The 24662-nt window shown below is 33.3% G+C and carries 15 protein-coding genes; 11 read left to right on the top strand and 4 right to left on the bottom strand.

Annotated elements, in window-relative coordinates:
• Window positions 1-282 precede the first annotated feature (282 nt).
• The 6 genes from miaB to DM800_RS15815 all read left to right on the top strand — a co-directional run bounded on the left by miaB (window position 283) and on the right by DM800_RS15815 (window position 8987).
• Complete coding sequence (gene miaB, locus DM800_RS15790) at window positions 283-1812, top strand: tRNA (N6-isopentenyl adenosine(37)-C2)-methylthiotransferase MiaB (protein ID WP_087985036.1); 1530 nt, start codon at window positions 283-285, stop codon at window positions 1810-1812.
• Between the two features lie 3 nt (window positions 1813-1815).
• The gene (locus tag DM800_RS15795) at window positions 1816-2247 is read left to right on the top strand and encodes a YlbF/YmcA family competence regulator (RefSeq protein ID WP_000649386.1); all 432 of its coding nucleotides are present in this window, start codon (window positions 1816-1818) and stop codon (window positions 2245-2247) included.
• Window positions 2248-2372: 125 nt separating this feature from the next.
• Window positions 2373-2915 (top strand): outer spore coat protein CotE, encoded by a 543-nt coding sequence (gene cotE, locus DM800_RS15800; protein WP_001288802.1) that lies wholly within the window; start codon window positions 2373-2375, stop codon window positions 2913-2915.
• A 181-nt stretch (window positions 2916-3096) separates the two neighbouring features.
• Window positions 3097-5769 carry a DNA mismatch repair protein MutS gene (gene mutS / locus DM800_RS15805; RefSeq protein WP_147787173.1) on the top strand — a complete coding sequence of 891 codons (2673 nt, stop codon included), beginning with the start codon at window positions 3097-3099 and terminating at the stop codon, window positions 5767-5769.
• An 8-nt stretch (window positions 5770-5777) separates the two neighbouring features.
• Window positions 5778-7721, top strand: coding sequence for a DNA mismatch repair endonuclease MutL (gene mutL, locus DM800_RS15810; RefSeq protein WP_147787174.1), 1944 nt, complete (start codon window positions 5778-5780; stop codon window positions 7719-7721).
• Between the two features lie 279 nt (window positions 7722-8000).
• Window positions 8001-8987 carry a choloylglycine hydrolase family protein gene (locus DM800_RS15815; RefSeq protein WP_088064271.1) on the top strand — a complete coding sequence of 329 codons (987 nt, stop codon included), beginning with the start codon at window positions 8001-8003 and terminating at the stop codon, window positions 8985-8987.
• A 454-nt stretch (window positions 8988-9441) separates the two neighbouring features.
• Here DM800_RS15815 and DM800_RS15820 read toward each other — a convergent pair whose 3' ends face one another.
• A complete protein-coding gene (locus tag DM800_RS15820; protein ID WP_000461129.1) occupies window positions 9442-9627 on the bottom strand; it encodes a hypothetical protein in 186 nt (61 codons plus the stop codon).
• Window positions 9628-10110: 483 nt separating this feature from the next.
• On the opposite strand from DM800_RS15820, the gene DM800_RS15825 reads away from it, so the two are divergent.
• Window positions 10111-12894 (top strand): dynamin family protein, encoded by a 2784-nt coding sequence (locus DM800_RS15825; RefSeq protein WP_147787175.1) that lies wholly within the window; start codon window positions 10111-10113, stop codon window positions 12892-12894.
• A gap of 97 nt (window positions 12895-12991) precedes the next feature.
• On the opposite strand, the gene DM800_RS15830 is transcribed toward DM800_RS15825, so the two are convergent.
• From DM800_RS15830 to DM800_RS15845, 3 genes are all read right to left on the bottom strand, one after another.
• On the bottom strand, window positions 12992-14911 hold the full coding sequence (locus DM800_RS15830; protein ID WP_147787176.1) for an LTA synthase family protein: 1920 nt from the start codon (window positions 14909-14911) through the stop codon (window positions 12992-12994).
• Window positions 14912-15376: 465 nt separating this feature from the next.
• On the bottom strand, window positions 15377-16714 hold the full coding sequence (locus DM800_RS15840; RefSeq protein ID WP_147787177.1) for an NAD(P)/FAD-dependent oxidoreductase: 1338 nt from the start codon (window positions 16712-16714) through the stop codon (window positions 15377-15379).
• A 260-nt stretch (window positions 16715-16974) separates the two neighbouring features.
• On the bottom strand, window positions 16975-17778 hold the full coding sequence (locus DM800_RS15845) for a cell wall hydrolase (RefSeq protein ID WP_147787178.1): 804 nt from the start codon (window positions 17776-17778) through the stop codon (window positions 16975-16977).
• A 290-nt stretch (window positions 17779-18068) separates the two neighbouring features.
• On the opposite strand from DM800_RS15845, the gene DM800_RS15850 reads away from it, so the two are divergent.
• From DM800_RS15850 to DM800_RS15865, 4 genes are all read left to right on the top strand, one after another.
• The gene (locus DM800_RS15850) at window positions 18069-19910 is read left to right on the top strand and encodes a S8 family peptidase (RefSeq protein WP_147787179.1); all 1842 of its coding nucleotides are present in this window, start codon (window positions 18069-18071) and stop codon (window positions 19908-19910) included.
• A 177-nt stretch (window positions 19911-20087) separates the two neighbouring features.
• Window positions 20088-21068 (top strand): phosphatidylinositol-specific phospholipase C, encoded by a 981-nt coding sequence (locus tag DM800_RS15855; RefSeq protein ID WP_088064265.1) that lies wholly within the window; start codon window positions 20088-20090, stop codon window positions 21066-21068.
• Between the two features lie 231 nt (window positions 21069-21299).
• Entirely contained in the window at window positions 21300-23015 is a 1716-nt protein-coding gene (locus tag DM800_RS15860) for a methyl-accepting chemotaxis protein (RefSeq protein WP_088064264.1), read from the top strand.
• A gap of 231 nt (window positions 23016-23246) precedes the next feature.
• Window positions 23247-24656, top strand: coding sequence for a GH1 family beta-glucosidase (locus DM800_RS15865; RefSeq protein WP_088064263.1), 1410 nt, complete (start codon window positions 23247-23249; stop codon window positions 24654-24656).
• Window positions 24657-24662: the final 6 nt, after the last annotated feature.

Genomic DNA, 24662 nt, shown 5'->3' on the forward strand with positions numbered 1-24662 from the left:
ATCAGACAGAGCCTCTTTCTTGTTAAAATTGGCGCAACGCTTCATACTATGGTAATGTTTATAGGGATAAAGCAATATGCTTTTGGATAGGACAAAAAGAAGTATGAAAAGGGAATGTCTATTTGTGTGGGGAAGACTTCATTCTTATGAATGATTAGATTGATTACTCAAGTTTCAAAGGACAAGTTATCTCTCAAGCTATCTAACCATTTTTGAGGTGAGTCAAAGCGCATTAAAATGGACTATAGAGTGTGTATAGTTAAGGGTGAAAGGAGATTACCAATGAACGAGCAACAACGATTAGCAAGTCGACAAGCAAATTCCTCTACGAAAAAAGAAGAGAAAGATTATAGTAAATACTTTGAAAGTGTATACCAACCACCTTCCTTAAAAGACGCGAAAAAACGAGGAAAAGAAGAAGTTAAAATTGAACGGGATTTTGGCTTATCTGAAGAATTTCGCAATTTTGGTACAGGAAGAAAGTTCTATATTCGTACATATGGTTGTCAAATGAATGAGCATGATACGGAAGTAATGGCGGGTATTTTCACCGCACTTGGATATGAGCCAACCTTTTCAACTGAAGATGCAGATGTAGTTTTATTAAATACTTGTGCAATTCGTGAAAATGCTGAAAATAAAGTTTTCGGTGAACTAGGTCATTTAAAGTCATTAAAAAGAAGAAATCCGGACCTTTTAATTGGTGTATGTGGTTGTATGTCTCAAGAAGAATCTGTTGTAAATAAAATTATGCAAAAAAATCAGCATGTAGATATGGTGTTTGGAACGCATAATATTCATAGATTGCCGTATATTCTTAAAGATGCGATGTTCTCGAAGGAGACGGTAGTTGAAGTTTGGTCAAAAGAAGGGGATGTAATTGAAAACCTTCCGAAAGTACGCCGTGGTGATATTAAAGCTTGGGTAAATATTATGTATGGCTGTGATAAGTTCTGTACATATTGTATCGTGCCGTATACACGTGGAAAAGAGCGAAGTAGACGTCCAGAAGACATTATCCAAGAAATTCGTCATTTAGCTGCGAATGGTTATAAAGAAATTACATTACTTGGCCAGAACGTAAATGCATATGGTAAAGACTTTGAAGATTTTGAATACGGTCTTGGCGATTTAATGGACGAACTCCGTAAAGTTGATATTGCCCGTATTCGTTTTACAACGAGCCATCCACGTGATTTCGATGATCACTTAATTGAAGTGCTTGGAAAAGGTGGAAACTTAGTAGAACATATTCACTTACCAGTTCAATCTGGAAGCACAGATATGTTAAAAATTATGGCGCGCAAATATTCACGTGAGCATTATTTAGAACTTGTAAGAAAAATTAAAGAAGCAATTCCAAATGCAGTATTCACAACTGATATTATCGTTGGTTTCCCGAATGAAACAGATGAGCAATTTGAAGAAACGATGTCGTTATATCGTGAAGTAGGATTTGATACTGCCTTTACCTTTATTTATTCTCCGCGCGAAGGTACACCAGCTGCAAAAATGAAAGATAATGTACCGATGGAAGTGAAAAAAGAACGTCTTCAACGCTTAAATACACTAGTAAATACGTTGGCGATTGAAAAGAATAATCGTTACAAAGGTCAAATTGTAGAAGTGTTAGTTGATGGGGAAAGTAAAAATAATCCAGAAGTACTCGCAGGTTATACTCGTACGAATAAACTTGTAAACTTCGTCGCTTCAAAATCTTTAATTGGTCAGCTTGTGAAAGTAAAAGTAACGGAAGCAAAAACTTGGTCTCTTAACGGGGAATTAGTTGAAGAGCCGATTGAGGTGGAATAATAGATGAAAGCATATTCGAAAGATGAAATTGTTGAACAAGCGAAAGAATTAGCAAAAATGATTTCTGAAACAGAAGAAGTTGATTTCTTTAAGAAAGCAGAGGCGCAAATTCATAAAAATGAAAATGTAAAGCGCGCAATTGATGAAATTAAAGCACTGCAAAAACAAGCAGTAAACTTGCAGCATTACGGGAAATGGGAAGCTTTGAAAAAAGTAGAAGCTGACATTGATGCATTGCAAGATAAGTTGGATAGTATCCCAGTTGTGCAAGAATTTAAATCTTCACAAACATATGTAAATGACTTACTGCAGCTAGTTGCAAGTACGATTTCTAACAACGTAACAGATGAAATATTAATTTCAACTAATGGCGATGTATTGAAGGGTGAAACGGGCGCAGCGGTAGAAAGTAAAAAAGGAAATTGTGGTTGTTAAAGAGATGTCGAATTGACATCTCTTTTTTTAATGGGTTAAACGTAAGTTCTTCTCGAAAAAAGAATGACACATTCCGCTATTGTCACGCATATGATTAAGTGAATAGTGATTGAGGAGGGTTACGAATGTCCGAATTTAGAGAGATTATTACAAAAGCAGTGGTTGGAAAAGGACGTAAGTATACAAAGTCAACGCATACATGTGAATCGAATAATGAGCCAACAAGTATTTTAGGGTGCTGGGTAATTAACCACTCGTACGAAGCAAGAAAGAATGGAAAGCATGTGGAAATTGAAGGTTTCTATGATGTGAACACTTGGTATTCATTTGATGGTAATACAAAGACAGAAGTTGTAACAGAACGTGTGAACTACACTGATGAAGTGAGTATTGGGTATCGTGATAAAAACTTTTCTGGTGATGATTTAGAAATTATTGCTCGTGTCATTCAGCCACCAAATTGTTTAGAAGCTCTTGTATCACCAAATGGTAATAAAATTGTTGTAACTGTAGAACGTGAATTTGTAACAGAAGTAGTTGGGGAAACGAAAATTTGTGTAAGTGTAAATCCTGAAGGCTGCGTAGAATCAGACGAGGATTTCCAAGTCGATGATGATGAGTTTGAAGAATTAGATCCGAACTTTATCGTCGATGCAGAAGAAGAGTAATAGAAAGCTAGGGAGAAGTTCTTCCTAGCTTTTTACTTTACATAAGTGATGCTTGAATGAACATGATTCCTTATGAAATGTGCTATAATGAGGAAAGACTCCTGAAATAGGAGATATGGATGTCCGTGAAGTGTGACATATATGAAAATTGATTACTATGTAAGAATTATGGAGGAAAAGTATGACTCAATATACCCCTATGATACAGCAATATTTAAAGGTTAAGGCAGACTATCAAGATGCCTTTTTATTTTTCCGATTAGGTGATTTTTATGAAATGTTCTTTGAAGATGCGGTTAAAGCAGCTCATGAACTTGAAATTACATTAACGAGCCGAGATGGTGGTAGTAGTGATCGTATACCGATGTGCGGTGTACCACATCATGCAGCTAAAAATTATATTGAACAACTTGTTGAAAAAGGATATAAAGTAGCTGTTTGTGAGCAAGTGGAAGATCCAAAAACAGCTAAAGGTGTAGTACGCCGTGAAGTAGTACAACTAATTACGCCAGGAACGATGATGGAAGGGCGTACTATTGATGAGAAAGAAAATAACTTCTTAGCAGCATTAACACATTTTGAAGATGGATCGTATGCTTTAGCTTGTAATGATTTAACGACTGGACAAAATACAGTAACGTTGTTAACAGGTTCAGTAGAAGATATTTTATTAGAAGTGTATGCAACTGGTTCAAAAGAAATTGTTGTAGATTCTACATTTTCAAAAGATGAATTAAATAAATTAACTGCAACATTAAAAATGACGATTTCGTATGAAGATGCAACAACGATTCCGGAAGGGTTAGAACATCTTGTGAAAAACGTTTCGCAAGCAAAGTTAATTAAAGCAGTTGGACGTTTATTTAACTATGTAATAAGAACGCAAAAACGTTCGTTAGACCATTTACAACCAGTGGAAATTTATTATACGAATCAATTTATGAAAATTGATGTGCATTCAAAGCGAAATTTAGAGCTGACAGAAACACTCCGAACGAAAGAAAAAACAGGATCATTATTATGGCTATTAGATAAAACGAAAACAGCTATGGGTGGTCGTATGTTAAAACAGTGGATGGAACGTCCGCTGATCCAAAAAGAAAAAGTAGAAGAGCGTTTAGAAATGGTTGAAACATTTGTAAATGATTACTTCTTACGTGAAGATTTAAAAGAAAAATTAAAAGAAGTATATGATTTAGAACGTTTAGCAGGGAAAGTTGCATTTGGTAATGTGAATGCACGGGACTTATTACAGTTAAGACGATCTTTACTTCAAGTACCGGCTATTTTAGAAGCGATTAGTTTGTTAGATAATGCTTATGCAGCAAGGTTAATTCAAGGTGCGGATCCATGTGAGAGCTTAACTGAATTACTAGGAAGAAGTATTCAAGAAAACCCACCGCTTTCTATTAAAGATGGAGATATTATTAAAGACGGTTATAATGACAAGCTTGATCAATATCGTTACGTTAGTAAAAACGGGAAAACGTGGATCGCTGAGCTTGAAAAACGAGAGCGTGATATTACAGGAGTTAAATCGTTAAAAATCGGGTACAACCGTATTTTCGGCTACTACATTGAAGTGACGAAGGCGAATCTTGCAGCGCTTCCAGAAGGCCGCTATGAGCGCAAACAAACGCTTGCTAATGCGGAACGTTTCATTACAGATGAATTGAAAGAAAAAGAAACATTAATCTTAGAAGCAGAAGAGAAAATTGTACAATTAGAATATGATTTATTTACAGCGCTTCGTGAAGAAGTAAAAGTATTTATTCCGAAATTACAACATTTAGCGAAAGTAATTAGTGAATTAGACGTACTGCAAAGTTTCGCGACAGTTAGTGAAGAAGAACAGTTTGTAAAACCTGTTTTAACAACTAAGCGCGAAATCTTTATTAAAGATGGTCGTCATCCTGTCGTTGAAAAAGTATTGAACGGGAAATTGTATGTACCGAATGATTGTATTATGCCGGAGAAGATGGATGTCTTTTTAATTACAGGACCGAACATGTCTGGTAAAAGTACGTATATGAGACAATTAGCACTTGTAACTGTTATGTCACAGATTGGTTGTTTCGTACCAGCAACAGAAGCGGTATTACCTGTATTCGATCAAATCTTTACGAGAATTGGTGCAGCGGATGATTTAATTTCGGGTCAAAGTACATTTATGGTCGAAATGTTAGAAGCGAAAAATGCAATTGCAAATGCATCAGAAAGAAGTTTAATTTTATTCGATGAAATTGGACGCGGTACATCTACGTATGATGGTATGGCACTTGCACAAGCAATTATTGAACATATTCATGACCAAATTGGTGCGAAAACGTTATTCTCTACGCATTATCATGAATTGACGGTGCTAGAAGAAAGTTTAGGACAATTGAAGAATGTACACGTTTCAGCTATTGAAGAGAATGGAAAAGTAGTATTCCTTCATAAAATCCAAGATGGAGCAGCTGATAAAAGTTACGGAATTCACGTTGCGCAACTTGCGGAGCTTCCAGATAGCTTAATCGCTCGTGCGAAAGAAGTGTTAGCGCAACTAGAAGGACAAGAAGAAATTATTATTCCAAAGCGTACAGAAGTGAAAGTACAAGAAGTGGCTCCAGAACCAGCTGTTGTAAAAGAAGAACCAGCAGAAATACAAGAGACGAAAGTAGAGACTGAGGAAGAATCGCAATTATCATTCTTTGGTGGAGGACAGTCTTCGAAAAAACAAGACAAGTCAGTTCTAGATGCAAAAGAAACGGCAGTACTTGCGCAAATTAAAAAAATTGATTTACTTGATATGACACCTTTAGAGGCGATGAACGAACTGTATCGCTTGCAGAAAAAGTTAAAGAAAGGATGAGTAAGTAGATGGGGAAAATTCGCAAACTCGATGATCAACTCTCTAACTTAATTGCGGCAGGGGAAGTAGTAGAGCGCCCTGCCTCAGTCGTAAAAGAACTTGTGGAAAATTCTATCGATGCGAATAGTACATCTATTGAAATCCACTTAGAAGAAGCTGGTTTATCAAAAATTCGCATCATTGATAATGGGGATGGCATTGCAGAAGAAGATTGTATCGTCGCTTTTGAACGACATGCGACGAGCAAAATTAAAGATGAAAACGACCTGTTTCGCATTAGAACACTCGGTTTCCGCGGTGAGGCATTGCCGAGTATTGCCTCAGTTAGTGAATTAGAATTAATCACTAGCACAGGTGATGCGCCTGGTACACACCTTATGATTAAAGGTGGAGACATTATAAAGCAGGAGAAAACAGCGAGCCGAAAAGGAACAGATATTACAGTACAAAACTTATTCTTTAATACACCAGCGCGTCTTAAATATATGAAAACCATTCATACAGAGCTTGGGAATATTACAGATATCGTGTATCGTATTGCAATGTCACATCCAGAAGTATCATTAAAGCTGTTTCATAATGAAAAGAAATTGCTTCATACATCAGGAAATGGTGATGTAAGACAAGTACTTGCATCAATTTATAGCATTCAAGTTGCGAAGAAGCTTGTTCCAATTGAAGCTGAATCTTTAGATTTTACAATTAAAGGCTATGTCACATTACCAGAAGTAACGAGAGCATCTCGAAATTATATGTCAACGATCGTAAATGGTCGTTACGTTCGAAATTTCGTATTAATGAAAGCCATTCAGCAAGGATACCATACATTACTGCCAGTCGGACGATATCCAATCGGCTTCTTATCGATTGAAATGGATCCAATGCTTGTTGACGTTAACGTACATCCAGCGAAATTAGAAGTTCGTTTTAGTAAAGAACAAGAATTACTAAAGCTTATCGAAGAAACATTGCAATCGGCATTCAAAAAAATACAGCTCATTCCAGATGCAGGTGTAACAACGAAGAAAAAAGAAAAAGATGAAAGTGTGCAAGAACAGTTCCAGTTTGAGCATGCGAAGCCGAAAGAGCCATCTATGCCAGACATTGTTTTACCGACTGGCATGGATGAAAAACAAGAAGAACAACTGGCTGTGAAACAGCCAGCACAACTGTGGCAACCGCCGAAACAAGAATGGCAACCACCACAGTCGCTCGTAAGGGAAGAACAAAGTTGGCAGCCATCTACTAAACCGATAATGGAAGAACCAATTCAAAAAGAGAAATCGTGGAACAGTAACGATGAAGACTTTGAATTAGAGGAATTGGAAGAAGAAGTTCAGGAAATAGAAGGGATTGAAATGAACGGTAATGACTTACCACCGCTTTATCCAATTGGACAAATGCACGGAACATATATTTTCGCTCAAAATGATAAAGGCTTATATATGATTGACCAACATGCCGCGCAGGAACGTATTAATTATGAATACTTCCGGGATAAGGTAGGAAGGGTAGCGCAAGAAGTACAAGAACTACTTGTACCATACCGTATTGACCTATCTCTTACTGAATTTTTACGTGTCGAAGAGCAACTAGAAGAACTGAAAAAAGTTGGACTATTCTTGGAGCAATTCGGCCATCAATCCTTTATCGTCCGCTCGCATCCAACGTGGTTCCCAAAAGGTCAAGAAACAGAAATTATCGACGAAATGATGGAACAAGTTGTCAAACTAAAAAAAGTGGATATTAAAAAGTTACGTGAAGAAGCAGCCATCATGATGAGCTGTAAAGCATCCATTAAAGCAAATCAATATTTAACGAACGATCAAATATTTGCTTTACTGGAAGAACTACGTACAACAACAAACCCATATACATGCCCGCACGGAAGACCGATTCTTGTGCATCATTCTACTTATGAGTTGGAGAAGATGTTTAAGAGGGTTATGTAGGGATACTGTTCATAGAGAAAAAATGGTTTCTTGTTATTTTAATAAAATATAGAGTGAAATAAAAAGGAGCGATAGTAATAAGTCGCTCCTTTTTAATATAATTCTTTTCCAACTATATTTTTAAAAAACATTTATAAACTAGAGATAACCAGATAAGCTCAACCTATTTGTACTTTATATGTGTTTTCTCAATTTTTTTGTAAGGAAAGAGGCTTTTAATTTACAGATTTATCAGAATTATGTAGAGTGTAGATAAAACTATAAAATGGGGTGTTCTTTATGTGTACGAGTTTGACATTACAGACAAAAAACGGTCAGCATCTTTTTGCAAGAACGATGGACTTCACATTAGATTTGAATCAAGAAGTAATAATCATTCCTCGACATTACCAGTGGAATAATATAACTGGTGAAATCATTAATACGAAACATGCTACGGTCGGAATGGGAATTAATCATCAAGGAAGGATCATTATGGCGGACGGAGTAAATGAAGCAGGTATGACATGTGCAACACTATATTTTCCAGGATTCGCTACTTATAGTCAAAGCATAGATGACAACAAGACGAATCTGGCTCCATTTGATTTTGTGACTTGGAGTCTGACACAATTCAATTCTGTCAAAGAGTTAAAGAAATCTGTGGATAGCCTTACCTTTTTGGATATACCATTACCGGATTTAGGACTTACGCCACCACTACATTGGATTTTAGCGGATAAATGGGGAGATTGCATTGTACTGGAGCCGACAAATGAAGGATTAAAAATGTATGATAACCCACTAGGAGTGATGACGAATAGTCCGGAGTTTAATTGGCATTTGCAAAATTTAAGACAATATATTGGCCTTAAATCGCAGCCATTCGCGCCAACTGAGTGGAGTAACTTACCATTAAGTGCTTTTGGTCAGGGCTCAGGTTCAATGGGACTTCCAGGGGATTTCACCCCGCCATCAAGGTTTGTGCGAGCAGCATATGGCAAACAAAACATTCAAGGTATAGATAGTGAAGAAGAGGGAGTATCGGCCCTATTTCATATTTTATCAAATTGCGAGGTTCCTAAAGGCGGAGTAATAACAGAAGAAGGTGCATTAGATAATACCATATATACAAGCGTAATGTGTATGGAGTCCGGAACATATTATTATCATACCTACGATTGTAGACAAATTATAGCCATTCATTTATTTCATGAAAATTTAGATACAGATGAGATTAAAGCTTATCCGTTCCAACGGAAACAAAAAATATTTTATGAAAACTAAGTAGCTTTGAAACAACTTTTAGTAAATTTTTAAATATATATAATAGAGCAATAATGGCCAATATAATTGTTGGGTGCTTCTTTAACTTTGTGATTTATCATAAATTTACTCCTTTCTTCAATTACGCCAACGAGTAAATTTATGCTGGTAGGAGCATTGGCTAAGAAATTTATTTTTAATTAAACTAGTTTTTATTTTTTCTAGAGGAGCCATTAAAGTGCTACTAGGTAAAATAAATATGGGCGTACTTTATTTATAAATAGTAAAGAACAAAAAGGTATGGAAAATATCCATACCTTTTTTGTTCTTCCATTATCTATGTATAAAAAAGCGCTGTATATCAGCACTTTTTAAAAGTACATGAGTTGTATAAGAAAAATTGATTTATTACCTATAACTATGCAAGGTCTAATATAGATTCTTATTCAATTAATTGTTATAAGGGCCTATAAGGTTATTTGTTTTTATTATTATTAATTTTTTCCGTATATAACACCTGTTCTTTATAGTGTTTTTTAATTGGGAAAGTATGTGTACCAGAGCCGTTTTTGAAAGTTTTATTGATGGGGTTTTTTAGCGGGATTGTTGTAGTTTCAGTAAATTCATATGGGTAGTTTATTTTAGATTTATCTTCAAACATGAAAATGCCTCCTTTTAGGATTTCCTGAATTCTTTACTATAACATGATATGCATATAGATTTTTTTGGGACTAGTTATTTATAGAGGTTAATGGAATTAAATTACGTAACTACTGAAATATTTCAAAGGAAAACAATGTGAGAAATATATGATAATGCTTCTTTTATTTATTAGGGAAGGGAATAATGCATATATATTCGTTATAAATTGTTTTTATAATATGAGTTTATATAGACTTTTCCTGATAATATAATGCGGGAGATTATAGTGTTATTAGGTTATTAGGAACATTTAATGCTGTTTCATAACTGAAAGGAAATTGAAAAAAAACTGAAATTTTTCTCATAAAAATTCAATCTAACTTGAAAAATGAAAGGAAAATGAAATTTTCCAAAAGATATTCTTTGTTAAGATAAAAAGCATACATACAAAAAGTATTGACATATCTTAAAAATGTATTTTCAAGATATAGTGGGGGAAAAGATGAGAGTAGAAAAACAATTAATAAAAAAGATGTATTATGAAACATTCCTAATGGAGAATGAAACAAAACCACCTATTGATGTACTTGGAGAAGCTTATGTAAACGAAGAAAGAAATGAGATTTCTGATGGATCTTACATTCGTTTTGCACAAGGTGAATTTTATTATCGCCATCAAGATTTTGAAGCAGCTATTTTTAAATGGGAAAAAGTTAATAATGAATTAGCACCATGGGCACAAAAAAATATTGCCGATGCTTATTTCGAGCTTAATCAATTACCAGTTGCTGAAAATGTTTATACGTCCATTACTACTGATAATATAATATTGATGACGGAGATTAGATTACAATTACTTTCTCTTTACATAGAGCAAAATAATTTTGACTCTGCTTTCGCTGTTATTAAAGAAGCAGTTTCTTTAAATCCGGATTATCCAAATGTCACAAAAATTGCCCGTTCCTTTTATGAGGAGCAGCAAGATTTTGATAGTGCAGTAGAGCTTGCTGTGAATGAGTTAATTCGAACAGAATCTTATCCGTGGTTTGAGGTTTTAAAAGGATATATCGATAAAAGATTTACTAAACATATTTCACCAGATTATTTTTATGAAGTATTAGTTACGTTAAATAATGTAGATCAAGTACAATTTACGCAAATGGTTTCATCACTTTGGAATAGTTATAAAAACGAACAAAATTACTTATCATGGCTTAACACAATAAATGAATTTTTCTTACATATTGAAATACATTCGTCCGATATATGGGACAAAATTTCTTCTCTTTACGAAGGAACGTACTTTGAATTAATTCAAGGTCAATATATGCTTAAACAATTGCACGATATCATTCCAAACTTGTTAACAAATTGGTTAAAGGTTGTCAATCCATCTTATGCTGTATTTCCATCTGCAGCTGTATTGGCATGGGATGAGATTTTCCCTTCCGAAATAGATTCAGCAAATATAAAACATGCTGAAAACCTGTTGTTATATTCTATTAATCATGTGGATGGCTTAGAGTATAGTTTGCATCTTTTTGAATCTATTACAGAGTGGGCACAAAAACATAATATAGAAATGGGTCACCGATTTAGATGGTTAGTTGGCGAGCTCGCAGATTTAAGCACAAATCGCATTTTAGTAACGGGAACTTCAGGAAACGGAAAAACTACATTTATTAACTCTATAATAGGAGAAAATATATTAGAAAAATCAATTTCAAATGTAGTAGTTTTAAAAAATGATGTGCATACAGAAATTAACGCCATAACAGACTTAGCAATTACAACAACTGAAGATGTCTCGGATTACCATAATATGATGTCTCAGCACCATCAAACATATAGAGATAGAGCATGTGTTGAATTTAAATTACCATGCAGATTTTTAAGTGAAAATAAACTTACATTTGTAGTTACACCTGGATTTAATAGGAATAACGATACTAGAGATGAGGTATTCGAATATTTAAATTCTGTAGACGAATTACTATTCGTATTGAATGCGGATTCACCTTTTACTGACAAAGAACGTGATATTCTATTAAGCATTCAAGAATATACACCAAATTTACAAATTCATTTCTTATTAAATAAAATCGATAACATTTACAGTGATGCAGAAGTGAAAAGAGTATTACATGATACGCAAGCGAGAATAAACACATATTTCCCGCATGCGAGAATTTTCCCTTACTCTTCCTTATATACAAGTAGTCAACAATTAAATGATTTAACTGAGTTTATTCATTTTAACTTTAATCATAAAAATGTCGATGCAGAACGTACGGAAAAGCTATTGTTTTTCATTCGAAAAACAATTACATATCTATTGGATAAACGCGTGGAGAAAGAAAACAATTTAGTGGATTCTATTCATTGGAATGAAGATATGCTAGTGAAACTAAATGGTAGCATTAATAATCTTACTACTTTTGAGAAGGAAAAAATTCATTTCATTACAAAATCATATCGCACAATGAAAATGGAAATTACGAATGAACTTACTGAAAATATTCCGAAGATATTGCAGAGTTGTTCGGATTTAATTAGTGAAGAAAGCGATTTCGGGCACATTGATACGGAACTAAATAAAGCGATGAATGAAAGAGTACATAAATATTTAGAACAAACTGTATTACCTAATTTTGCTCTTTCTACGAAAAATTGGATTGCGATTTCTAATAATGAGCTCCTTCAAAGTCAATCGTACTTAGAAGAACTTAGTGAAGGACTTAATTCTTTATTTGGAGAAAATCGAATACAGTTAGAATGTGATTTTAAAGTGCTTGATGACTGGCGCAGAGATACTGACAGAATGACGACTAGAGCACAAATGGATGAAGTAAATATTTTACGTCGCTTTACGCCAGCACAATTTTTACTGAAAAGTGCTGGTAAATTATTTGGAGTTCTTCCTAAAAACAAAGGTATGCTATATAACAAATACAAACAGTATGTAGAAAATGAAGATTATACTGAGGTAACGGCTTCTATTATGAAGAAATTTTTCTTGCAATTTGAGCTATTTGAAAACACGCAAGAGCGGGATATTAACATATTCTTTAGGAATCCATTTAACTCCTTGAAACAAGCTGTAGAAAATACTCATTTAGAAATACAAGAAAAACAAGAGATGTTACATAAGATGAAATCACAACCTGAAGTTTATCATGATTCTATCATGCTCTTTGAATTGAGATTACGTCAATGTGAAGTAATTTTAAATATAGGTGATGATCATACCTATACAGATGTAACTTTAGAAACAAGCGTAGAATAAAAGTAAAATATACGAGGTTTTTATATGACATTGCATCATATGTTATACGATAGTAAAAGGGAGCAACTTATTACAGTTGCTCCCTTTTATATTTAGATTATTTTTCAGTCTCTTTAATTTTAGTTTGTACTTCGCCAGTTTTAATTTTATTACTTTCTGAGAAACGTAATAAATCGCCTTCAATAATTTTGTCAGACATTCGTAATTCATTTTGTGCACGGTTAATGAGTGCTTGTGCTTCTTTTTTTGGTAAATCTACAATTTCACCTGTTATGCGGTCATAGAAAGTGTTGTTTGTGTATACATACTTCTCTGTAATAAAGCTACCATCACGTAAAACAACAAAACCGGTATATTCATCTGAAAACATATCATGACCAAAACGGATATCGTTCGTAGTATTAATCCCTAATAAATTTAGAATAGTAGGTTTTATATCGATTTGCCCCGTAGGTTTTGAAATCGTTTGACCTTCTGTTTGGCCAGGCATATGAATATATAAAGGTGTGCGTTGTAAATTTAAAGTATCAAATTCTGTTATTTGATCTTTTTCTAAAAACTGTGCCATTGCACGATTGTGTTTTTCAGAAATACCATAATGATCACCATACAACACAATAATAGAATCATCATACATTCCCTCGGCTTTTAAACGCTCAATAAATTTTTTAATTGATTCGTCTAAGTAACGTGCTGTTACGATATAACGATCAAATACGCCATTACCAGAGTTGTATGGTTCAATGAATTTTGTATCTTCATCATAAGTAAATGGATAATGGTTCGTTAAAGTAAGGAAACGAGCGTAAAATGGTTGGTCAACAGTTTTTAATATATCTACTGATTGATCAAAGTATTCGATATCTTTTAATCCCCAATTTAAATTTGTTTTGGGCGTAATTTTGTAATCAAGTTCATTATAGTAACGATCATAACCGAGAGCAGAGTACATAATGTTACGATTCCAAAATGTTGCGTTATTCGCATGGAATACAGAAGTGAAATAACCTTGCTGACGTAAAATCTCTGGAGTCGCAGTATAATCATTGTTACCGTGCGTGAAAAATACAGCTCCTCGATTTAATGGATACAGCGACGTATCGATTAGAAATTCAGAATCGGACGTTTTTCCTTGCCCAGTTTGGTGGAAAAAGTTATCGAAGTAATAGCTTTCATTGATGAATTCATTCAAGAATGGTGTAACTTCTTGACCGTTAACTGATGCGCCTATTAAAAAGGTTTGCAGGGATTCAAGAGTGACAACAATTACGTTTTTTCCTTTCGCTGCACCAAACATGTTAGGGTTTGGCTCACTTTGGTTTGCCTTTACGTAGTTTTCAGTTTCTTGTAATTTACTACTATCAGCAAGTGCTTTTTGTGATCCTGCTTTTACTTGCAGTGTTAAATCATATATTTGATGAGTGTATAGTCCTAAATTTTTAACAAGCATGACTCGGTCGAATGATCTCGTTAATAGTTCAGGGCGCTCTTTTTCTGCAAGGTGTAGATTCGCAAAAAATACACCAATCGTTAAGAGAAAATATACGAAGCGTGCCGGATGAGTTACACGTCCGGTTTGGAAGACTAGTGCCTTCTTCTTTAACAAAATAAAGAAGAAAATAATGTCTACGAATGCGAGAATAATTTTGTAGTTCAATATTTCTATAATACTGCCGCCTAATTGGCCAAAGTTTGATGTTTGTCCAAGTACTGGTAACGTAACGAAATCACTATAAAAATCATAGAACATTACATTCCCAACAAGTACGATTGTTAATAAGAGATTAATACATAGCGCTATATAATTTCGCTTTTCACCGGTTGCAAATAATGCTAATCCGACAAAAGCTAATGATGCAGCGAGAGGGCTAATAAACAAAATAAGCTCTTGTGTAGAAGACTCAATTTTTAAATCAAAACTGAATCTTGTAATAAGATATGTTTTTAACCATACTGCTAACGCAATTATTAAAACAAAGCTTATATTTTGCATTTGTAAATTAATTTTATTTTTCATTTTTACACCTTCTTTATACGATTTATTTAACTTGTGTTATATATTATATTTTCATAACTATTAGAGTGTAATGAACCATTTAATGGTTTCTAAAGGTAACAATATGAAGTATTCATATACGTACAATAGGGAATTTTAAAGCGCAAATCTATTTTTGGAAATAGAACAGAAATAGTCATAGTTGTAGTAAAAAATACTTATAGACATCCTAACATATTAAACACTATGATGATGTTACAAAATATCGAACAAATGAAAGTGGAAATGAATAGAGGCTTTTAAAACTGTTGACATTCAATTTGTTAGAATTGAATGTCGATAGTTTTACCATACATAGTTATGTTAAATATGTATCTCGTAAAATCCCGATTTTTGGTGGGATAATCATTAGCGGGGGAAGGACAAGGTACATAAATAAAGCGTTATGGAAGTTAAAATATTTGATTGCTATCTTAATGAAAGAAATTAAATATGAGATAAATATTTTCCAACATACAACCCACTTGCAGCAGCTTGAGATAATGAATGAGTGACGCCTGAACAATCTCCAACTAAAAATAGTCCATGCACACTTGTTTCAAAATGGTTATTTATTTTTATCGTAGGAGCATAGAATTTTCCGTCAATTCCATATAATAAAGTATCTTTATCGATCGGTTCTTGGATGAATTGTTCTAAACGTAATAAAAATTCTTTAAGCCCTTCAATATATAATGAAGGAATTTCTGTATGCAAATCGCCATAATCTCCTTGTAGTGTAGGCTGTATACGGTTATGTTTCATGCCTTTCTCTGTTGTAGGTTGTTTATTTAGTAAGTCCTCTAAGCGCTGTATAACAATTCGATCTCGTCCTTGGTTAATGCTTTTAATAATTGAACTTGCGTATACATTTGCTTCTTTGAGAGTTGAAAAATAGTGCGGGATAAATAAAGTGAAATTTAAGTTAGGTGTGCCAGTTCCTTCCTCTCGAAAATTTTGACCGTCAGGCATAACTAAACCTTCTTCGTACTTTCTAATGATGCGTCCTTTCGGATTCATACAGTACGTAGTTGCTGTGAATTGTTCATGCTCATAAGAAAGTTTTGTCTCAAATGTATCTTTTAATATAGAACGTAATTGGTGTTCTTTCATCTCTACTCTAATACCTAAATCTACACGAGTTTGTTCCTGAGAAATATTTAGAGAAGTGCACATTTCTTTTAACCAATCCGCTCCGGAACGTCCAGTTGCAAACACTAGTTGCTTAGATTGAACTATTCCTTCATTTGTCTCTATTGTAAAATGATCTTTCTGTTTCATAATATGTTGTACATCTATATGAAATTGAATATTTATTTTCGTAAGTAAAAATTCATAGAGCTGCTGAAAAATGTCACTTGAAAGGGTAGTACCAAGATGTCTTACTTCTGTTGTTAGCATTTGTAAACCACACGTTTCAGCTCTCTTATTGAGGTTTGGATTTTCTGTAGAGTATTTTGAAACAGAACTTCCTCCGAACTGACATAGAATTTCATCTACTTCAGCCATGAGTTGAATAAAGCTTTCTTTACCGACTTTTTGCTCAAGTTCTCCGCCAAATCCGTTTGTATAATTAAATTTCCCTTCAGATTTTCCTAAACCACCAAATCCGAAATATTTATCACATGTAGTACAAGTACACACTTTTCCTTCGTCTAAAGGACAATGGCGATCTTCTAGCGTTTTACCTTTATCAAGAATTAAAACCTTTTTGTTACTTTTAGTCAGTGAATAAGCCATAAAAATGCTACTTACTCCAGCACCGATAATTGTAACATCATACATATTTTTTCACCTGCTAACGAATAGTTTGTTTTTATTTTTCTAGTGTATAACAATTTTATGAAGTTAAGAAATAGCTTTTATTAATAAAAAGGGAGTTTTTGAACTCGATGCTTCTTTAATTTTTCGGAGTGATGAAGTAAATATAAATGTCTTTATTTAAAAGAAGAAATAGTTTTCAAAGATCACTATGTCATATGATAAATAAATTCTTACATATAAAAAAACAGACCTTTTAAGTGAGAAGGTCTGTTTTTTATATGTTATTTAGCGAAGACGTGGTTACCAATTACTGCTACTGTTTGACGTGTCGTAATCCATTTGTCTGTTGATGTTTTTGGATTGTAAAAATAAAGCCAATCAGAATGTATTCCATTTGTGGAGATAGCTTCTTCTACTGCCATTTTTGCTTCTGGGCTTGCAGGCTGATTAATTCTTCCATCTGTAACAGGAGTAAAGGCATATCCGTATTTAATAGGTTCATAAATAACGCCTGTTATTGTATTTGGAAAACCTTTTGCATTTACACGATTTAGTATAACTTTTGCTACAGCTACTTTACCTTTATAAGATTCGCCACCTGCTTCAGCGGTAACTAAGCGTGCCATTAAGTCTTTTTCTTTTTCTGAAATGCTTGAGTTAATTTTTAAATGTTGTCCTGTATAAAGCTTGTTTCCGGCTGTATTGTTAATTTGTTTTATCGATTGAACGGTAACGTTGTAACGCTTTGCTATCGTTTCTAATGAATCTCCCTGTTGTACTTGATAAATAATTTGTCTAGAAATGTTCGCAGGTTTGGGTTTGGCATTTTGACGAACGGTGATTTCATTTGAGTTCATGGACCCTGGAATATTTAACTGCTCACCAATAAAAGTTTGATCGTTTCCTTTATTATTAGCCTGTTTAATGGATTGTATTGAAACCCCGTATTGTTTACTAATGCCCCAAAGTGTATCATTCTTTTTTACTGTATGAATGGTAGATGCTTCAGCTGTACTTTGATGACATACGAATGTAATTGCAACTGCAGATATAGGGATTATATGTTTTATTTTTAATAATTTCATTGTAAATCCTCCTAGCAAAAATAAGGTGAAATTGTTAAGTAATATAGTTCAGAATGTTTATACATAATATTTTAATATAATTATATTAGCACGTATAAAATAAAAAATCATCATAAGTTTCTTATTTATGTAGTGTAGAGTCCGAATATGAAATATTGCATATGAAAATACATTGAAGTTCATATTGCTGATTACTATAATCTATTTAGTAGAAAGGGAATATGTTATATAAGTAAAATCATTATAGAATAATATAATGATTACATATTATTAATAGGAGGAGTGATGTAATGAATATATTTAAAAGAATATCTGTTTCAGCTGTAATTATTTCAATGTTTTTAGGAATAGGGGACACGGTCAATAGTGTAAAGGCTGATTCTGTAGAACAGCAGAGTAAATTAGGGATAGAACAAGAAACAGATAAGCAAATCATTGTAAAATTCAGAGCGGATTTGAAATTTCCATATGAAGATGGTATTGAAAAACAAATACAATCTCAAACGAACGATAAAGTACTAGAAGATTTTTTTGCAGAATATCCAGATGTAACATTTAATCGTTTATTCACATCTGTAAGCCCGGAACAAATACAAAACCTTGAAGTGAAAGCACCCAATAATATATCTACAAGTTTATTAAACTACTATATTCTTCAAACTCAAAATGGTGAGCAGGAAGAAGAACTAGTAGATAAGTTAAAGACATCTTCTTTAATAGAAGATGTGTATGTGAAGAAACAAGAAAAAATAACGCCACCGGAAGTACAACCATTAAGTGTATCTTTTAATCCTAATAACAATCCTAGATATAAAAAACAAGGTTACCTTGATGCGGCACCATACGGTATTAATGCGCCCTTCGCCTGGGGAGTTCAAGGCGGTAATGGAAATGGTATAACTTTTGTTGATATGGAATATGGATGGCTATTAAATCATGAGGATTTAGTACATCAAAATATTAAATTAATGTCTGGAAGAAATATAGATCAGCACGTTGGACATGGAACGTCAGTATTAGGAATTGTATCCTCTGAAGATAATGCAGTGGGGAATATTGGGATTGCGCCAAAAGCGAAAGCGAAAGTGATTTCTCAAATAAGAGATAACGGGCAGTATAATACAGCTGATGCAATATTAAGTGCTGTAAATCAGTTAGAAGCTGGGGATGTTTTATTATTAGAGGCACAAGCTTCCTTTGATGGATATGGTGATAAATATTTACCTGTTGAAATACAACCAGATATCTTTGATGCGATTCGTGCTGGTACAGATAAAGGTGTTGTCATTATAGAAGCTGGAGCAAATGGATGGAATGATTTAGATCAATTTAAAGATAGAAATGGTAAACAAGTCTTAAATCGTAATAGTAAAGATTTTAAAGATTCAGGTGCAATTATGGTAGGCGCGGGCTCTTCATCTTTCCCTCATGAGCGTATGTGGTTTTCAAATTATGGAAGTCGGATTGATGTGTACGGCTGGGGAGAAAATGTAGATACAACTACAGCCGAGCAAAGTCGAAGTGCTGTAAATCTTTATACTTCAAGCTTTAGTGGAACATCTAGTGCTTCACCCATTATCGCAGGAGCAGCGACTTTAGTACAAAGTATTGCTAAAGAAAATTTAGGACAACCGTATAGACCAAGTGAATTAAGAACGATATTAAGTAACCGTAACACTGGAACGAAATCTAAAGATCCATCTTCAGATAAAATTGGTGTTTTACCAGATTTGAAGTCTATACTAGTAGATTTAGGGTATGAACGAAGAGAACTGAACGGTGGGAATGAGTTACAAGTAACAGAAAATGAACCAAATAATGAACGTAGACAGGCAAATAAAGTTAACTTTTATACACCAATAAAAGGAACACTACATAATCGTGATAAGGTAGATGTATTTACTTTCCAAATTGACTCACCAGAAAACATTAATATTTCTCTACTAAATGAACAAAACATTGGAATGACATGGGTACTTCATCATGAATCAGATTTAAACAACTATGTAGCATATGGTGAAAATGAAGGGAATGTAGTTAAAGGAACTTATAATGCAAAGCCAGGTAAATATTATTTATATGTTTATAAGTATGAGAATAAAGATGGTTCATATATATTGAATATAAAATAAACGAAAGGAACTTCAGATGAAGTTCCTTTAAATTTTTCTAATTCAGTATATGTGAATGATTTTTTAACTTTACTTCTATGCAATATTTCATATTGATGAAATGTTATTTATTTTTTATTCACCAGATTATATTATATTCAATAAGTTTGATATAAAACAGAAAAAGGAGGAATAATAATGAGCAATAAGAAGTTTATTTTGAAATTATTCATATGTAGTATGATATTTATCACATCTGTATTTGCTTTACACGATAAGCAAGTCGTTGCAGCTAGCTCTGTTATTGAACTTGAAAATTGGTCAAAATGGATGCAACCTATACCTGATAACATCCCGTTAGCACGAATTTCAATTCCAGGAACACATGATAGTGGTACGTTTAAATTACAAAATCCAATAAAGCAAGTATGGGGAATGACGCAAGAGTATGATTTTCGTTATCAAATGGATCATGGAGCTCGCATTTTTGATATAAGAGGCCGTTTAACAGATGATAATACGATAGTTCTTCATCATGGGCCATTATATCTTTATGTAACACTGCATGAATTCATAAACGAAGCGAAACAATTTTTAAAAGATAACCCAAGTGAAACAATTATTATGTCTTTAAAAAAAGAGTATGAGGATATGAAAGGGGCAGAAGGTTCATTTAGTAATACGTTTGAAAAAAATTATTTTGTTGATCCTATCTTTTTAAAAACAGAAGGAAATATAAAACTTGGAGATGCTCGAGGGAAAATTGTACTACTAAAAAGATATAGTGGTAGTAATGAATCTGGAGGATATAATAATTTTTATTGGCCAGATAATGAGACGTTTACGACAACTGTAAATCAAAATGTAAATGTAACAGTACAAGATAAATATAAAGTGAGTTATGATGTGAAAGTAAAATCTATTAAAGATACGATCAAGGAAACGATGAACAATAGTGAGGATTTAAATCATCTATATGTTAATTTTACAAGCTTGTCTTCTGGTGGTACAGCATGGAATAGCCCATATTATTATGCCTCTTATATAAATCCCGAAATTGCGGCATATATTAAACAAGAGAATCCAAAAAGAGTTGGTTGGGTGATCCAAGATTATGTTAGTGATAAGTGGTCACCGATTCTCTATCAAGAAGTTATAAGAACTAATAAGTCACTTTAATTTTCACCATAATTTCATAGAAACAATGTAACGCTATTAAAAGTCTTGTGGAATTCCCATAAGACTTTTTAGTATTGGATATTATGAGAATCAAAGTTCTTTGAATAGGTTTATATAGTTAATATAATAATTTAATGCAGTTATAAAATCGACACAAAAAAATGTCGATAAATGTCGAATATTATTGTAATATAAAACATATAAGTATAATATACAGATGAGGTGGAATTGTTGTCTTTTATTAAAAATAGTAAAATTGGAACGAAATTAAATGTGTTAGTCATTATATCGAGTTTGGCTTGTATCATGTTATCTTCTCTAGGGTTTTTAGGGCTTCAAAAAGGTGAAAATACATCTTCTAGTATGTATGACGAAAGGCTATTACCAATTGAATGGATAGGAACTGTAGAATCAAATTTTTACCATGTTAATATGAATTTTATGGAGATTATGATATCGAAAGATGAAAAAAGAATGAAAGAACTAATAACAGAAATGGATAAGACTAGGAAAGAAAATGATGAGTTATTAAAACAATTTGAAACTAGAATTAGTTCTCATAAAGAAAAGGGCTTGTATAATGCATTTCAAAGTCAATTCAAAGATTTAAGAATACAAATGAAGAAAGCACAGGATTTGGGACTGACTAATAATGAAGAAGCTTATAGCTATTATTTAAAAGAAATTGAGCCTAATATGGGAAAAACAATCCAGTCTATCCGTGAACTTATTTTATATAATAATACCGCGGCTGAACAACTACAAAAAGAGAATATCAATAGTGTGAAAAATACAATAATAACATTTGTAATTATTTCATGTGTTGGAATCATAATAATTATTTTTATTGGTTTTATAATAAAAAATACTATAAAAAAACCAATTGTATTATTACAAAAAGATATGGAACGAGTATCTGCTGGAGATTTAACAATTCGAACTTCTTATAAATCCGAGAACGAATTAGGCCATATTGTACAATCCTTTAATAGTATGTTAGATAACTTGCAACAATTAGTCGGTCAGGTGAAGGTTACAGCAAAAGAAGTGATTATTTCAACTGAAAATATGTTACAAGAGACAAAAACGGCAGCACATATATCAAACGAGGTTGTTCGAACTACTTCTGAAATAAATAAAGAAATAGAGGGACAGGTGACTAGTATTCAAGAAAGTTCAACTGCGATGGAAGAAATTGCAACTGGAGTTCAAACAGTAGCTGAATCTTCAGCGATGGTTGCTGAAGTTGCTGTTGCAACAATAGACCAAGCAAATTCTGGTAGTGAAGTTATAAAACAATCTATTCGTCAAATGAATAGTGTGAATGAAGTTGTCGAAGAAACTTCTAAGGTCATTGATAGACTTGTTACACGTACACAACAAATTGAAGAAGCGCTAGATATTATTACTAATATTGCAGAACAAACGAATTTACTGGCCTTAAATGCTGCAATTGAGGCGGCACGCGCCGGAGAAAATGGAAAAGGATTTGCAGTAGTTGCAGCTGAAGTAAGAGGTCTGGCTGAGAAATCTAAAACGTCTGTAAATGATATAAATAATTTATTACATTTTATACATCAAGATACACAGGATACAGTTCATGTAATGAAAAAAGGTCAACAACAGGCTAGTGGTGGTAAAGAAGCAGCATATAAGGCAGAACTCGCATTTTCATCTATTATGCAAGATATTAATAGAATAACGTCCCAAATTCAAGAAGTGTCTGCTGCCACAGAAGAAATGTCTGCTGGGACAGAAGAAGTGAATGCCTCTTTATCAATAGTCTCTGAAACTGCAACACAAGTCTCGCAAGAAACGAATCGAACGGTACAATCAATTCAAGCACAAGCCACATTGATTCAAGAAATAACGACGAAATCTAATGAAATGAAAAAGAAAGTCGAAAATTTAGAAATGCTAATTTCACAATTCATTATTGAAGAATAAGTTTGTTAACATTTATCAGTAGTATAAACTTTAAGATACTCAATATAGTGCTGCGTTGCACAATTTGAAAAAGGACCTTTATAGGTTCTTTTTTTGTAAATGGTGTGAATGCTATGTTTAATTATAGTGAAAAATAGAAATTTATTATATAATAATCATTTAAATTTGTACCTACAAATTTTATATGTAATAATGAATTTAATTTATTCTAATGAAATGGAGGTATATACTATGAAGTTTCCACATGATTTTTTATTCGGAGCTGCTTCAGCTTCTTATCAAGTAGAAGGTGCATGGAATGAGGATGGAAAAGGTGTTACGAATTGGGATGAGTTTTCAAAAATTCCTGGCAAAACATACAATGGAACAAATGGTGATGTAGCGGTTGATCATTATCATCGATATAAGGAAGATGTTCGTTTAATGGCTGAGATGGGATTGGAATCGTATCGTTTTTCGATTTCTTGGGCGAGAATATTGCCGAATGGAGATGGAGAGGTAAATGAAAAAGGCATTAAATTTTATAACAATTTAATTGATGAATGTTTAAAGTACGGGATTGTACCGTTTGTCACTTTATATCATTGGGATCTACCATTACCGTTAGAAAAGGATGGTGGGTGGACGAATAAACGAACAGCAGATGCTTTTGTAAAGTATGCCGAAATTTGCTTTAAAGCATTTGGTGATAGAGTGAAACATTGGATTACTTTTAATGAAACAGTAATGTTTTGTGGATTAGGCTATTTAAAAGGTGCACATCCACCAGGAATAAAAAATGATGTTCCAAAGTATTTTCAAGCGACTCATTATGTATTTTATGCACATGCGAAAACAGTTGCGGTGTACAAGCAGCTGAAACAATATGGGGAGATTGGGATTACACATGTTTTCTTACCTGCTTATAGTGTGGATGATGAAAAAGAAAATATACTAGCAGCAAATCATGCGAATGAATATGAAACGTATTGGTATTATGATCCAGTTTTAAAAGGTGAGTATCCACCTTATGTTGTTCAACAATTAAAGGAAAAAGGGTGGACTCCTAATTGGACAGTTGAAGAATTAGAAATCATTAAACAAAATGCCGAAAAGAATGATTTTATTGGCTTGAATTATTATCAACCAATACGAGTAGAAAGATACGATATGGATATAAAGAGCGATGAGCATTCTCGAGAAAACTCAACACTTGCTCCAGGTAATCCTTCTTTTGATGGTTTTTATCGCACAGTAAAAATGGATGATAAAACATATACAAAATGGGGATGGGAAATATCTCCCGAAGGTTTCTTAGATGGATTGCATATGTTGAAAGAGCGTTACGGTGACATAAAGATGTATGTAACGGAAAATGGACTTGGTGATGAAGATCCAATCATTGAAGGAGAAGTTGTAGATGTTCCGAGAATTAAATTTATTGAAGAGCATTTAAAAGTAATAAAGCGTGCAATTGAAGAGGGAATCAATTTAAAAGGTTATTATGCATGGTCAGTGATTGATTTATTAAGTTGGTTAAATGGGTATAAAAAGCAATATGGCTTTATTTTTGTCGATCATAATGATAACTTAAAACGTAAGAAAAAACTTTCGTTTCATTGGTATAAACATGTGATCGAAACGAGAGGAGAAGAGTTATAACAGATA

Origin of the sequence: Bacillus sp. AY18-3, assembly GCF_008042305.1 — a bacterium.
Taxonomy (GTDB): domain Bacteria; phylum Bacillota; class Bacilli; order Bacillales; family Bacillaceae_G; genus Bacillus_A; species Bacillus_A wiedmannii.